At 76.1% G+C, this 13,015-nt stretch carries 13 protein-coding genes; 7 read left to right on the forward strand and 6 right to left on the reverse strand.

Features of this window, described 5'->3' with window-relative positions:
* The coding region (locus E1298_RS18945; RefSeq protein ID WP_131895039.1) for a MarR family transcriptional regulator at positions 1-348 on the reverse strand (348 nt) is incomplete at its 3' end.
* A gap of 148 nt (positions 349-496) precedes the next feature.
* On the opposite strand from E1298_RS18945, the gene edd reads away from it, so the two are divergent.
* From edd to E1298_RS18975, 6 genes are all read left to right on the forward strand, one after another.
* The gene (gene edd / locus E1298_RS18950; RefSeq protein WP_131895041.1) at positions 497-2,314 is read left to right on the forward strand and encodes a phosphogluconate dehydratase; all 1,818 of its coding nucleotides are present in this window, start codon (positions 497-499) and stop codon (positions 2,312-2,314) included.
* Between the two features lie 104 nt (positions 2,315-2,418).
* Positions 2,419-3,420 (forward strand): glucokinase, encoded by a 1,002-nt coding sequence (gene glk, locus E1298_RS18955; protein WP_131895077.1) that lies wholly within the window; start codon positions 2,419-2,421, stop codon positions 3,418-3,420.
* A 56-nt stretch (positions 3,421-3,476) separates the two neighbouring features.
* A complete protein-coding gene (gene eda / locus E1298_RS18960; protein ID WP_207944726.1) occupies positions 3,477-4,082 on the forward strand; it encodes a bifunctional 4-hydroxy-2-oxoglutarate aldolase/2-dehydro-3-deoxy-phosphogluconate aldolase in 606 nt (201 codons plus the stop codon).
* 112 nt (positions 4,083-4,194) lie between these two features.
* On the forward strand, positions 4,195-4,623 hold the full coding sequence (locus E1298_RS18965; RefSeq protein ID WP_131895045.1) for a PPOX class F420-dependent oxidoreductase: 429 nt from the start codon (positions 4,195-4,197) through the stop codon (positions 4,621-4,623).
* A gap of 51 nt (positions 4,624-4,674) precedes the next feature.
* Positions 4,675-6,135 (forward strand): sensor histidine kinase, encoded by a 1,461-nt coding sequence (locus tag E1298_RS18970; protein ID WP_207944720.1) that lies wholly within the window; start codon positions 4,675-4,677, stop codon positions 6,133-6,135.
* Positions 6,132-6,794 carry a response regulator transcription factor gene (locus tag E1298_RS18975; RefSeq protein ID WP_131895047.1) on the forward strand — a complete coding sequence of 221 codons (663 nt, stop codon included), beginning with the start codon at positions 6,132-6,134 and terminating at the stop codon, positions 6,792-6,794. The genes E1298_RS18970 and E1298_RS18975 overlap by 4 nt, the downstream gene beginning before the upstream one ends.
* Before the next feature lie 12 nt (positions 6,795-6,806).
* On the opposite strand, the gene E1298_RS18980 is transcribed toward E1298_RS18975, so the two are convergent.
* The 5 genes from E1298_RS18980 to E1298_RS19000 all read right to left on the reverse strand — a co-directional run bounded on the left by E1298_RS18980 (position 6,807) and on the right by E1298_RS19000 (position 10,851).
* The gene (locus tag E1298_RS18980; protein WP_131895049.1) at positions 6,807-7,979 is read right to left on the reverse strand and encodes a peptidase M28; all 1,173 of its coding nucleotides are present in this window, start codon (positions 7,977-7,979) and stop codon (positions 6,807-6,809) included.
* Between the two features lie 102 nt (positions 7,980-8,081).
* Complete coding sequence (locus tag E1298_RS50410) at positions 8,082-8,648, reverse strand: DUF1707 SHOCT-like domain-containing protein (RefSeq protein WP_131895051.1); 567 nt, start codon at positions 8,646-8,648, stop codon at positions 8,082-8,084.
* A 2-nt stretch (positions 8,649-8,650) separates the two neighbouring features.
* Positions 8,651-9,436 (reverse strand): PadR family transcriptional regulator, encoded by a 786-nt coding sequence (locus E1298_RS18990; protein ID WP_131895053.1) that lies wholly within the window; start codon positions 9,434-9,436, stop codon positions 8,651-8,653.
* A 169-nt stretch (positions 9,437-9,605) separates the two neighbouring features.
* Positions 9,606-10,139 (reverse strand): MarR family winged helix-turn-helix transcriptional regulator, encoded by a 534-nt coding sequence (locus tag E1298_RS18995; protein ID WP_131895055.1) that lies wholly within the window; start codon positions 10,137-10,139, stop codon positions 9,606-9,608.
* Complete coding sequence (locus E1298_RS19000) at positions 10,129-10,851, reverse strand: SDR family NAD(P)-dependent oxidoreductase (RefSeq protein WP_131895057.1); 723 nt, start codon at positions 10,849-10,851, stop codon at positions 10,129-10,131. Before E1298_RS19000 ends, E1298_RS18995 begins: the two co-directional genes overlap by 11 nt.
* Before the next feature lie 147 nt (positions 10,852-10,998).
* Between E1298_RS19000 and E1298_RS19005 the strand changes: the two genes are divergently transcribed.
* Entirely contained in the window at positions 10,999-13,002 is a 2,004-nt protein-coding gene (locus E1298_RS19005; protein ID WP_131895059.1) for a bifunctional phosphatase PAP2/O-acyltransferase family protein, read from the forward strand.
* Positions 13,003-13,015 lie beyond the last annotated feature (13 nt).

A 13,015-nucleotide genomic window follows, 5' to 3' on the forward strand; every position in this document is an offset into this window, starting at 1 on the left:
GGTCTTGGCGGCGGACGCCTCGGCGGGCGGGCCGTCGGCGCGGGCCAGGATCGTCCCGGCGAGGTCGCAGACGGCGAGCTGGCCGCGGGACTGGCCGAGGTTCGCGACCAGGACGGCGCCGCCGGAGGCGTTGAACTCCAGCCGGGCCGGGGGGCGGCCGCCGGTGGACGGCCCGTCGGAGCGTTCGGCGACCAGGCCGCGGCCGATCAGGTCGGCGACGCGGGACGCGACGGCCGGGCGGGACAGTCCCGTGATGCGCCCCAGCTCGGCGCGGGTCGCGACGCCGTGCTCACGGATCAGGCGGAGCATGTCGCCGCTGGTGGAGGGGCGGGTGACGGGGCGCGGCATCCGGCCAGTGAAGCACGGGGCCGTTCGGTACGTCCAGTTCGCCGAAGAGATGGGCTTTTGTAAGGCAAAGTTCATAAGTGGGGTTGTCTGGATCACCGATGTCCCGATAGTTTTTCGATCACGTCGTCCCCCTGGTCAGGAGCATCGAATGGCCGTCCAACCCGTCGTGGAACGAGTGACCCGGCGCGTCGCCGAGCGGAGCGCCGGGCGGCGCTCGGCGTACCTGGGCCGGATCCGGGACGCGCGCACCGAGGGTCCCGCCCGCGGCGGCATGGGGTGCGCCAACCTCGCGCACGGCTTCGCGGCCTGCGGCGTCCAGGACAAGCTGTGGCTGCGCGGCGACGTCACGCCCAACATCGCGATCGTGTCGGCGTACAACGACATGCTGTCGGCGCACCAGCCGCTCAAGGACTACCCGGACGTGATCAAGGCCGCGGTCCGCGCGGCGGGCGGCACCGCGCAGTTCGCCGGGGGCGTGCCCGCGATGTGCGACGGCATCACGCAGGGCCGCGCGGGCATGGAGCTGTCGCTGTTCAGCCGGGACGTGGTCGCGATGGCGACGGCGGTGGCGCTCTCGCACGACATGTTCGACGGGGCGCTGCTGCTCGGGGTCTGCGACAAGATCGTCCCGGGGCTGGTGATCGGGGCGCTGTCGTTCGGGCACCTGCCGGTGATCCTCGTTCCGGCCGGGCCGATGGCGTCGGGGCTGCCGAACGCGAGCAAGGCGAAGATCCGCAAGCGGCACGCCGCCGGGGAGATCGGACGGGACGAGCTGCTCGCCGCCGAGTCCGCGTCCTACCACTCGCCCGGCACGTGCACCTTCTACGGGACGGCCAACTCCAACCAGCTGCTCATGGAGGTCATGGGCCTGCACCTGCCGGGCGCCAGCTTCGTCCCGCCGGGGACGCCGCTGCGGGACGCCCTGACCAGCGCGGCCGCGCGCCGCGTCCTGAAGCTGACCGACCTCGCCGACGCCTACACCCCGATCGGCGAGCTCCTGGACGAGCGGGCCTTCGTGAACGGGGTCGTCGCGCTGCTGGCCACGGGCGGGTCCACGAACCACACGCTGCACCTGGTCGCCATGGCCGCCGCCGCGGGCATCGAGCTGACCTGGGACGACTTCGACGAGCTGTCCAAGATCACCCCGCTGCTCACCCGGCTCTACCCCAACGGCACCGCCGACGTGAACCACTTCCACGCGGCCGGCGGCACCGCGTTCCTCATCGGCGAGCTGATCGACGCCGGCCTCCTGCACGAGGACGCCCGGACGGTCGGCGGGGAGACCCTCGCCGCGTACCGGCGCACCCCCGCCCTTGAGGACGGCGCGCTCGTGTGGCGGGACGTGGCGCCCGAGTCGGGCGACCCCGGCGTCCTGCGTCCCGTGGACGAGCCGTTCGACACCCACGGCGGCCTGCACACCGTCAACGGCAACCTGGGCCGGGCCGTGATCAAGGTGTCGGCCGTGCGGCCGGAGCACCGGACGATCGAGGCGCCCGCCCGCGTGTTCGAGTCGCAGGAGGAGCTGCAGCGGGCGTTCGCCGCCGGGGAGCTCGACCGGGACGTGGTCGCGGTCGTCCGCTACCAGGGCCCGCGCGCCAACGGCATGCCGGAGCTGCACCGGCTCACCCCGCCCCTGTCGGTCCTGCAAGACCGGGGCCACCGCGTCGCGCTGGTCACCGACGGCCGGATGTCGGGCGCGTCGGGCGCCGTGCCCGCCGCGATCCACGTCTCCCCGGAGGCGGCCTCGGGCGGTCCGCTGGCCCGCGTCCGGGACGGCGACGTGGTCCGCCTCGACGCCGACAAGGGGCTGCTGGAGCTCCTCGTCCCGGACGCGGAGCTCGCCGCCCGCGAACCCGCCGGGACCGCCCCCGCCCCGGACGCCTGGACGGGCACCGGCCGCGAGCTCTTCACCACGTTCAGGCAGGCCGTGGGCCCGGCGGAGCGCGGCGCCGGGGTGTTCGCGTGACCGCCGACGCGGCCGCGGGCAACGGCGCGGGCGCGGGCAACGGCGTGGGCGCAGGCAACGGCGCGGCCGCGGGCAACGGCGCGGGCACGGGCAACGGCGCGGCCGTGGGCCCGGGTGGCGCGGGGAGGCCCTGGCTGGTGGCGGACGTGGGCGGCACCAACGCCCGCTTCGCGCTGGTGGACGGTCCGGACGGCGAGCCGTACCGCGTCCGGTCGCTGTCGACCCGCGAGCACGCCGGGCTCGCCGAGGCCGCGGCGGCCTACCTCGAACGCCACGCGCAGGGCGTCCGGCCGTCCGCCGCGTGCCTGGCGGTGGCCGGGCCGGTCGCGGGCGGGACGTTCCGGCTGACCAACGCCGGCTGGCCCGCCGGCACCCCCGAGGCGGTGAGGGCCCACCTCGGCCTGCCCCACCTGGAGATCGTCAACGACTTCGAGGCGCTCGCGCTGGCCCTCCCGCGGCTCGGCGCGGACGACCTGGTCGCGGTCGGTGGCGCGCCGCCGCCGGGTGCGGACGACGCGCCGCTCGCCGTGATCGGCCCCGGGACGGGGCTGGGCGTCGCCGGGCTCGTCCCCACCCTCGGCGGATGGGTGCCGCTGCCCGGCGAGGGCGGGCAGGTCGACGTCCCCGCCGCGACCGACCGCGAGATCGAGGTCATGCGGCTGCTGCGCGCCGAGCGGGGCGCCGCCACCGCCGAGCACCTGCTGTCGGGCGACGGCCTGGTCCGCACGCGCCGGCTCCTGGCGCAGATCGACGGCGTGGACGCGGAGCCGCTCGACGCCGCCCAGATCAGCATCCGCCGCGACGACCCGCTCTGCGCGGAGACCCTGCTGATGTTCTGCGGCCTGCTCGGCTCACACGCCGGTAACGTGGCGCTGACGCTGGGCGCGCGCGGGGGCGTCTATCTTGGCGGCGGGATCCTGCCGCACATCGCCGACGTGCTGCGCGGCAGTACGTTCCGCAGCCGGTTCGAGGCGAAGCCGCCCGTCGAGGACTACATGCGGGCCATCCCGACCGCGCTGATCGTCCACCCCGGCCCGGCCCTGGTCGGCGCCACCGTCCGGCTCGCGCAGAGCCGGCCCGTCCCGGAGTCCCTGGAGCCCGCATGAACGCCGCAGACAACAGCAACGACGCGGGAGCCCGCGACCTGACCGCCGCCGGCGTGATGGACCTCGCGCCCGTCATCCCCGTCGTGGTCCTGGACGACGCGGACGCCGCCGTCCCCCTCGCCCGCGCCCTGGTCGCGGGCGGCCTCCGCGCGATCGAGGTGACGCTGCGCACGCCCGCCGCGCTGGAGGCCATCGTGCGGATCGCCGCCGAGGTCCCGGACGCCGTCGTCGGCGCGGGGACGGTCGTCCGCCCCGAGGACGCCGAGCGGTCCGCCGCCGCGGGCGCCCGCTTCCTGGTCAGCCCCGGGTGCACGTCCCGGCTCCAGGTCGCGATGGCCGCGACGGGCCTGCCGTTCCTGCCCGGCGTCGCCACCGCCTCCGAGGCCCTCGCCCTCATGGAGGACGGGATCACGGCGATGAAGTTCTTCCCCGCCGAGGCTGCGGGAGGCATTCCGTACCTGAAGTCCATCGGCGGGCCGCTGCCGCGGATCCGGTTCTGCCCGACCGGCGGCGTCGGGCCGGGCAACGCCGCCGACTACCTCGCCCTCCCCAACGTCGGCTGCGTGGGCGGCTCCTGGCTCACCCCCGCCGACGCCGTCCGCGCCGGCGACTGGGACCGCGTCCGCAAGCTCGCCGCCGAGGCCGGCGCACTACCCCGCTGACGCAGGACGCCGGGACGCCTGACACCTGGACGCCTGACACCGGGCCGATGTCACGTCCGGGGGCCTTCATACCGTCTTCCGATCGGGGAACGGAACGGCAAGGAGGCCCACGATGAACGTCACTCCGATCCTTGAGACCCTGAAGGTCCAGCCCACCGTCCTGCTGACCACCTACCGCAGGGACGGGACGCCGGTCGGGACGCCCGTCCACGTCGTCGTGCGGGGCGACCACGCCTACTTCCGCACCTTCGACAAGGCGGTCAAGAACAAGCGCCTCGCGCGCAACCCCGAGGTGGAGATCGCCCCCAGCACGTTCAAGGGCGAGCCCACCGGGTCCGCGGTGCACGGCCGCGCCCGGCTGCTCACCGGCGAGGAGGCCAAGCCGATCCGCAGGCTGCTGGCCCGCAAGTACCCGTTCTTGCAGGGCGTCGTGGTGCCGCTGGCCCATCGCCTCAAGCGCTACCGGACGCTCCACTACGAACTCACCTTGGCGGGTACCGAACCCGACCCGGCGCGCCGTCCCTCCGATCGGACGTCGTGACGCGACTTTCGTAGGGGGGACGGGCCCGGCGCCGGTGCGTACCGTGTTCTTGTGCCCCTGCCCTGGAGGCCGCGCCTCGTCCACGCGCGGCGGCTGACCCCCGCGCGGATCCTCGCGTCCGCGCGCGACCTCGCCGCCAGGCGGCTCCTCCCGCCCGGACAGCGCCGCGACGCGGCCGCCGACATCGTCGTCGTGCTGTCCGGGGCGGCGCTGAGCGCGCAGCTCGCGGCCGACTCGTCGGCGATCCTGCGGCCCCACGGCGGCGCGACGGCCGTGGCGCTCGCGGTGCCCGCGCTCGCGCTGGCGTTCCGGCGCCGCGCCCCGATGACGGTCGCGTGGATCACCGCCGCACTGGCCGCGCTCCTGCTGCTCACCGAGCTGGCCGCGCCCGGCGCGCTGCTGCGGACCGGCCACCGCCACGACCTGAGCCCGCTCGTCTGGTGGCCGCCGACGCTGCCGCTCGCCGCGTACGCGACGATGGCGTTCCCCCGCGACGGCGGACGTCCCGCCTGGGTCCGCGCCCTGCCGGTCGCCGCGCTCGTCCCGCTGATCGGCCTCACCGGGAAGGTGATCCCCGCCGAGGCGCTCCGGCGCGTCTCCGAGGGCGAGACGGACACCATCGACGCGCTGGTGTTCCGCAGCCTCGCCCTCCTGATCGGCGGGGCGCTGCTGGGCATGTACGTCGCCGCGCGGCGCGGCGTCCTGCAAGGGCTCACCCAGCGGGCGGAGCGGGCCGAGCGCGAACGCCATCTGCTCGCCGTCCAGGCCCGCGCCGAGGAGCGGACCCGGCTGGCCGCCGAGATGCACGACGTCGTCGCCCACCGCGTGACGCTGATGGTCCTGCGGGCGGGCGCGCTGCGCGTCAGGGCGCCGGACGAGGAGACCCGCGCCGCCGCCGACGAGCTCCGCCAGGACGGCTGCCACGCCCTTGAGGAGCTCCGCGACGTCATCGGGCTGCTCCGCCGCACCCCCGAACCCGTCCCGGACCCCGTTGCCGCTCCGCCCACCGCGGAGGTGCGGGATGATCCCGGAACGCCAGACGATCAAGGGACGCGGGGCGTCCCCGGCGTCGCGGGGAGCCCGGGGCCGCTGCCCGACCTGTCCGCGCTGGTCGCCGAGTCGGCCGCGGTGGGGGTCCCGGTGGAGCTGGTGGAGCGCGGGGACCCGCCGCCGTCCTCGCCCGCCGTCGGGCGCACCGCCTACCGCGTCGTCCAGGAGGCGCTGACCAACGCGCGCAAGCACGCGCCGGGCGCCGCGGTCCAGGTGGAGGTCCGCTACCGGACCGACGGCGTGCGCGTGACCGTCCGGAACTCCGCTCCCGTGGACGAGCCCGACGCCGCGCTGGCGGCCAGCGGGTCCGGGACGGGCCTGGCCGGGCTGCGCGAGCGGGTCGAGATGATGGGCGGGGACTTCGCTGCGGGCCCCGTCCAGGACGGCTTCCGCGTCGAGGCGTCCCTGCCCGCCTACGTCCGGATGCCCGCGCCCGGCCCGGTCCCGGGGGCGCGGCCATGAGCGGCCCGATCACCGTCCTGCTGGTGGACGACGAGCCCATGGTGTGCGCGCACCTGCGCGTCATCCTCGGCGAGGCCGACGACATCCGCGTGGTCGGGGAGGCCCACGACGGGGCCGCGGGCGTCGAGGCGGTGATCCGGTACCGGCCGCACGTGGTGCTCATGGACCTGCGGATGCCGGAGGTGGACGGGCTCACCGCCATCGAGCGGATCGCGGCGCTGCGCTCCCCGCCCGTGGTGCTGGCCCTGACGACCTTCGACGCCGACGAGTACGTCCTGCGGGCGCTGCGGGCGGGCGCGGCGGGCTTCCTGCTGAAGTCGACCCCTGCCGAGGACCTGGCGAAGCTGGTCCGGGTCGCCGCCGACGGGCACACGGTGATGTCGGCGGCCGCCACCATGCGCCTGCTGGGCACGGCCGCCGCCCGCGAGGACGCCCGCGCGTCCGCGAGGGCCCGCACCCGCGCGCTGGTCGGCGGGCTCACCGAGCGGGAGACGCAGGTGCTGGCGTGCCTCGGCGAGGGCCTGCCGAACGCGCAGATCGCGGGACGGCTGCACCTCAGCGAGGCCACCGTCAAGGCGCACGTGTCCAGCCTCCTGGTGAAGCTGGACTGCGCCAACCGCACCCAGGCTGGCCTCCTCGCCCGAGATGCGGGCGTCTAGTGCGCGGATGCGTCAGAGGGCGGCGAGGGTTCGGGCGACGGCGTCGGTGAGTTGTGCGGCGTCCGCGAGGCATCGGTAGTCGACGGCGGCGGGTTCGGTGGGGTCGGCGGGGGTTTTGCCCGGACGTGGCGTCCCGGATGAGGTGAGGCAGGCGGCCGGGTAGCCGGCGCGGAGCGGGACGGTCCCGGCCGAGGAGCCGTGCACGCGCGGGAGCCGTCCGAGGGCGAGGTCCTCCTCGGCGGCGCACCGCGCGATCAGGTCCCCGAATGCCGCGTCGTACGGCTCGGGGAGCAGGCGGCCCTCCGCGCCGAGGAGTGTCAGATCGCCGGTGCCCAGACCGTCCAGGACGAGGAACCAGGTGGACGCCCGGGGCAGGCGCGGGAGGTGGCGGCACGCGAACCCCCGCGCGCCCTCCTGCCAGGCCGCGTCGGCCCCGGCGGACACCAGGACGACCCGCAGGCCGTGCAGCGGCCGGAGCCGCGCGGCGTCCGCCAGCGCCACCAGCACCGCCACCCCGGCGGGCCCGTCGCCGTCGCCGCGCCCGCGCGCGGCGGCCCGGCGGGCGCCGAGGTCGGCCAGCGCCGCCGTCACGACCGCGCACAGACCCGCGCCGCCCACGCGCGCGGACGGACGGCGCAGGGCCGCGCCCAGCGCGACGAGGACCGGTCCCGCGACGACCGGCCACCACACCGGCAGGCGCCGCGACGCGCGCCGCAGCACCCGTGCGGGCCCCGCGGCGTCATGGTGCGCCATCACGACGAGGGTGCGCGGCGCGGCCGGGTCGCCGATCTCGGCCACGACGTTGCACGCGGTCCGGCGCCGTCCGAGCACCGCCCGGGCGAGGCGGTGGCCGCCCGTCAGCTCGCCCGCGACGCCCAGCGCGGCGACGGCGCCGCCGGCCACGCCGAGCGTCCGCGAGCGCGCGCCGGCGAGGCCCGCCAGGGCCGCGAGGCCGGTGAGCCCGCCCAGCGGCCAGGCGTACGAGCCGTACGCGGGCACCTCCTCCACGCGTGCCGCCGCGCCGAGCCCCCGCAGCCGGTCGGCGATCAGGTGCGCGGCCTCCCGCTCGCCGGGCGAGCAGGGCGGCCGCTCGATCGCCGCGATCCGCCGGGCCGTGGCGCGCAGCGCCACCTCGCCCGGACGTCCCGATGGCGGCACCGGACGGGAGAACCGCTCGGAGGTCATGCGCGAAACGGTTTCATGATTCCGGCTCCCCGGCCATGCGCCCCCGTGGCCGGGCCCGGACGGTCAGGCCCGGCCGCCGTCCGGCCGACCCCGCGCGGCCGGTCAGGCGCCGGGGAAGCGGCGGCGCTCCTGGCGGCGGGACCGGCGGGCGCCGAAGGCCACCACGAGCGTGCGGACGACCCAGACGACCAGCGCGATCTGCAGGACGGCCAGGAGCCCCGCGCCCGGACCGACCGTGAACGCCAGCGCCAGGAACACGCCGAGCATCGCCGGGAACACCGCGAAGCGCGGCCCATGGCGGTGGCCGCGCCGGTGCGCCGGGTGGCCGTGCCAGTACGCCGGGTGGCGGTGGTGATGCCACCGCCCCGGACGGCCGGGGCCGCCGAACATCAGGGCCGCGCCCGGCCCCCACGGCCCCGGGCCCCACGGCCCCTGGTCGAGAGCCTCGGGCGGCTCCGGCTCAGCGATGCCGGTGGGTCCGGGCAGGTCGTGGACGATCCCGCGCAGGTCACCGCGGGTCTTGGCGGTGAGCGCGGTCTCCAGGCGCTCGTCGAGCTCGCCGCGGTCCAGCCGTCCCGCGGCGAAGTGATCGTGCAGGGCGACCATGACCGCGTCCCGCTCGGCGTCGCCGATGCGCAGGTCGTCGCGGGTGGGGGGCCGGGACGTCACGTTCACTCCCCGGGGTCGTCGGCCGTCGGCCCCGCGTCCTGCTGCGGGGAGTCGTCGGCCAGGATGCGGTAGAGGTTGCGGCGCGCCTCGGACAGGATGTCCTTGGCCTGCTCGATCTGCTCCGGCGAGCCGGAGTGGACGATCTGCATCACCGCGGCCCCCGTCTGCGCGGCCTGCTTGAACAGCTCGGGGACGCCCTCGCCGAACTCGGGGGTCATCTCCGCCCACGGCTCGGCCAGGGTGTCGGCGTGCTCCTCGACGTGGGCGCGGCCCTCGTCGGTGAGGTGGAAGGTGCGGCGCCCGCCGCCCTCCTCGCCCACGATCAGCCCCTCGTCGGCGAGCTGCTGCAGCGCGGGGTAGACCGCGCCGGGGCTCGGCTTCCACGCGCCGTCGCTGCGCTCGTTGATCTCCTGGATGATCTGGTAGCCGTTCCGCGGCTCCTCGGCGAGCAGGACGAGGACGGCCGCGCGGACGTTGCCCTTGCGCGCCTTCGGGCCCCGGCCCCACGGACCGCCGCGCCCGCCGCGCGCCCAGGGCGGGCGGCCCGGACCGAAGCCGCCCGGCGGCCCCCAAGGGCCGGGCCCGCCGCCGCCGAACATCCAGCCGAAGTTCGGGAAGTCGCCCCGGGCCCAGGGGCCGCCGCGCCCGTGGCCATGGCCGGGCCCGTGGTGGTGCCCGTGATGATGTCCGTGCCCCGGGCCCGCCGCCGCGTGGGCGGCCTTGGCCCCGAGCGCGGCCGCCGCGAGCGCCCAGCGCCAGTCCGGTCCGCGGCCGTGTGTCGCTCCCATGTTCTCCACCACCTTCTGAGACCCCTCTTTGATCTCTCGCGATACGACAACGATATATCGAAGACGTACGGAGAAGCCAGTCGGTTCCCGGAATCCCGCGGATCCGGCCGGCGGCCCTGAAGGCGGGCGCGGAGCCGGAAGCCGCCGTCCGCCGCGGGTTCAGGGCGCCCTAGTCCCCGACCTGCCCGGTCAGGTCCGGGCCGCCGAGTTCGGCGAGGAGTTCGCGCAGCAGGCCGGCGAGCTGCTCGCGGCGGTCGGGCGCGAGATGGGCGACGAGGCGCTCCTCGGCCGTGAGCAGGTCGGCGACGACGCGGTCGAGCAGGGCGTTGCCCGCGCCGGTGAGGGTGACCGCCCGCGCGTGGTAGCCCGATCCGGCGGTGGTCCGCTCGACCAGCCCGGCCCCGGCCGCCCGCTCCACGCGCTGGGTGATCGCACCGCGCGTCACCATGCACGCGTCGCTCAGCTCGCCCGGGCTCATCCGGTACGGCGGGCCGGAGCGCCGCAGCGTGGACAGCAGGTCCAGCGTCGCGACGTCCACGCCCAGCTTCGCCAGGAGACGGCGGCGCTCGTCGCCGAAGACCTTGGCGGCCCACCAGATCCGGGTGATGATCCCGATCGACTCCACCGGGACGCCCGGCAGCTCGCGCCGCCAGGCGTCCTGGATGGCGTCGGCGCCGTCGCGCGGCGGCGGCTCAGCGGCCACGCTCGGCCCCGCCGTTCACCTGGACGATCTGCGCGGTGACGTGCCCGCCGCCGGGCGAGGCGAGCCAGTGGACGGTCTCGGCGACGTCCTCCGGCGTCCCGGCCCGGCCGGTGTGGGTCTGCGCGATGAGCATCGCGCGGCGTTCGCCGTCCAAGGCGCCGCCGAAGAACTCGGTGTCCTCGATGTAGCCCGGGGCGACGGCGTTCACGGTGATTCCGCGCGGCCCGAGGGCTTCGGCGAGGTCGAACGCGTACGGGTGCAGGGCCGCCTTCATCGGACCGTACGAACCGCTGCCGGAGCCGCGGAAGGCCGCGATCGAGGTGATGAACACGATCCGCCCGGACGGGTTCAGCAGATCGCGGAACGCCTCGGTCGGCAGCACCGACGTCAGCACGTTGGCCCGGAAGTTGCCCGTCCACCGGTCCGCGACGCCGTCCGGCCCGCCGTTCATCTCGATGTTGCCGCCCGCGCCGTTGACCAGCACGTCGATCGCGCCGAAGCGCTCGGCCAGGCCGGCGCGGACGCGCTCGACCTCGGCCGGCTCGCCCAGGTCGGCCGGCAGCGCCGTGCCGCCGATCTCCCCGGCCGCCTTCTCCAGGACATCGGCGCGGCGGCCGATGATCACCACCCGGTCCCCGTCGGCCGCGAAGCGCGCCGCCACCGCCCGTCCGATGCCGGTGCCGCCGCCGGTCACCACGATCGTGCGTGTCATGTCAGCCTCCTTGAGTTTAGGTCTAAATTCATCGTAGCAAGGCGCGCGGGGTGCGAGCCGCGCGGGGCCTCGGCCTACATGATCATCAAATCCGGTTCCGGCCGTCTGACCGGCGGAGATCCTGGGTAACAAGCCGGTGGGGGGACGATGGGCACGCAGGAGGCGGTGACCGCGCCGGACGCGGTCCTGGCGCGGGGCGGCGCGGTGGCGCGCGGGCGCCTCCGTGTCGAGGTGCTGCTCGGCCTGGCGGTGTTCGGGCTGTACTCGCTCGTGGTGATGCTGCCGCAGGGCGCGAGGGAACGGGCGGCTCGCGAGCACGGCGAAATGGTGTACGCGCTTGAGCGCGCCCTGCATATCGACATCGAGCGGACGCTGAACGGATGGCTCGCCGAGCAGTCCGCCTTGCGGGTCCTGGCGAACTACGAGTACGCGACCACCTATGTGGCCAGCGCCCTTGGGCTTCTCGCCTGGCTCTACCTCCGGCACCCCGAGCGCTACCGGACGGCCCGCAACGCGTTCATCCTGCTCAACCTGGGCGGTATCGCCTGCTTCGCCGTGTTCCCGGTGATGCCGCCGCGCCTCATGGGCGACCTCGGCTTCGTCGACACCGTCCGGCTCGGCCGCACCTGGGGGTCGTGGGGGTCGCCGCTGGTCGAGCACGCCGACCGGTTCGCGGCCGTCCCGTCCCTGCACATGGCCTGGACGCTGTGGGTCGGAGTCGAGCTGGCCCGCGTCTCGGCGCGGCGGTGGGTGCAGGCGATCAACGCCGCCCACATCGTCCTGACCGGCTACGTCATCATGGCCACCGCCAACCACTACCTCCTGGACGCGGTCGCCGCCGTGCCGCTGGTGGGCCTCGCGGCGTTCGTCGCCGAGCGCACGACCCCGCCCGCGGAGGCCGTCCGGGTGCGGGCGCCCGACGCGTTCTTCCTGGCCGTGGAGACGCCGGAGGCGCCGCAGCACGCGGGCGGCGTCATCATGCTGGACACCTCGCGCGCCGCCGTGACCCGCGCGGACCTGCTGCGCGTGATCGGCGAGCGGCTGGACCGGCTGCCCCGGTTCCGGCAGCGGCTGACGGCCGCGGGCCGCTGGCGCCGTCCCGTCTGGAGCGACCATCCGGCGATCGACTGGTCGTGGCATGTCGCCGAGCGGGACGTGGACGGCATGGACGGGCTCCGTGCCGTGATCGCCGGGATCCAGTCCGAGCCCCTGCCCCGCGACCGGCCGCTGTGGCGGATGGTCCTCGTGCGGGGCGCCGCGCCCGGCCGCACCGCCGTCGTCTTCCTGATGCACCACGTCGTCGCGGACGGCGTCGGCGTGGTCGCCCAGGCCATGTCGCTGATGGAGCCCGAGGAGCCGTACCCGATCGGGTCGGACGGGCCGTCCCCGCCGCCGCGCAAGCGGGTCCGGGAGGCCGCCGCGACGGTGATCGGCCTCGCCCAGATCGCCGTCGATGTCGCGCCCCCGGGCCGGCTGCCCGCCGCCGGGACGTCCGAGCGGCGGTTCGGCACGATGCTCGTCCCGCTGGACCTCGTGCGGGACGTGGCGCGCCGCCATGGCGCGCGCGTCACCGACGTGGTCCTGTGCGCGGTGGCGGGCGGGCTGCACCGCGTGATGCGCGGCGGCGCCCCGGAGGGGCGGGGCGGCACGTGCCGGGTCGCCGTGCCGCTGATGATGCGGCCGCCCGGCGGCGGGGCCGAGGGCAACCACACCACGGCGGTCATGGTGGACCTGCCGATCGGGCCGATGCCCGAGACCGAGCGGCTGGCGGCCATCGTGCGGCGCAGCCGGGTGCTGCGCTCGGGGACCCGCCCGCTGGCGGCGTGGTTCGTCATGCGGCAGGTGGGACGGCTCATGCCGGCGCCGCTGCACGCCCGCTTCGCGCGGGCCGTCTACGGCGGGCGCTTCCTCCAGGGCATCGTGTCCAGCCTCCCGGGGCCCGACCGTCCGATGCTGCTGACCGGCGCCCCGCTGACCGAGGTGTACCCGGTCATCCCGCTCGCCCCCCGGGCGCCGCTGGCCGTGGGCGCGCTCGGCGTCGACCGCCGGCTGTGCTTCGGCGTGTCCGTGGACCCCGGCCTGGTGGACGACGCGGACCGGCTGACCGCCGCCGTCCTCGACGTGATCCACGACCTCCGCGACGCGGACTGACCCGTCCCCGCGC

Origin of the sequence: Actinomadura rubrisoli, from assembly GCF_004349215.1 — a bacterium.
GTDB lineage: Bacteria > Actinomycetota > Actinomycetes > Streptosporangiales > Streptosporangiaceae > Spirillospora > Spirillospora rubrisoli.

What these genes read in the sequence shown, in the direction of transcription:
- edd (WP_131895041.1), top strand. Translation starts at nt 497, where the DNA reads ATGGCCGTCCAACCCGTCGTGGAACGAGTGACCCGGCGCGTCGCCGAG.
- eda (WP_207944726.1), top strand. Translation starts at nt 3,477, where the DNA reads ATGGACCTCGCGCCCGTCATCCCCGTCGTGGTCCTGGACGACGCGGAC.
- E1298_RS18965 (WP_131895045.1), top strand. Translation starts at nt 4,195, where the DNA reads ATGAACGTCACTCCGATCCTTGAGACCCTGAAGGTCCAGCCCACCGTC.
- E1298_RS18975 (WP_131895047.1), top strand. Translation starts at nt 6,132, where the DNA reads ATGAGCGGCCCGATCACCGTCCTGCTGGTGGACGACGAGCCCATGGTG.
- E1298_RS18980 (WP_131895049.1), bottom strand. Translation starts at nt 7,979, where the DNA reads ATGACCTCCGAGCGGTTCTCCCGTCCGGTGCCGCCATCGGGACGTCCG.
- E1298_RS18990 (WP_131895053.1), bottom strand. Translation starts at nt 9,436, where the DNA reads ATGGGAGCGACACACGGCCGCGGACCGGACTGGCGCTGGGCGCTCGCG.
- E1298_RS19000 (WP_131895057.1), bottom strand. Translation starts at nt 10,851, where the DNA reads ATGACACGCACGATCGTGGTGACCGGCGGCGGCACCGGCATCGGACGG.
- E1298_RS19005 (WP_131895059.1), top strand. Translation starts at nt 10,999, where the DNA reads ATGGGCACGCAGGAGGCGGTGACCGCGCCGGACGCGGTCCTGGCGCGG.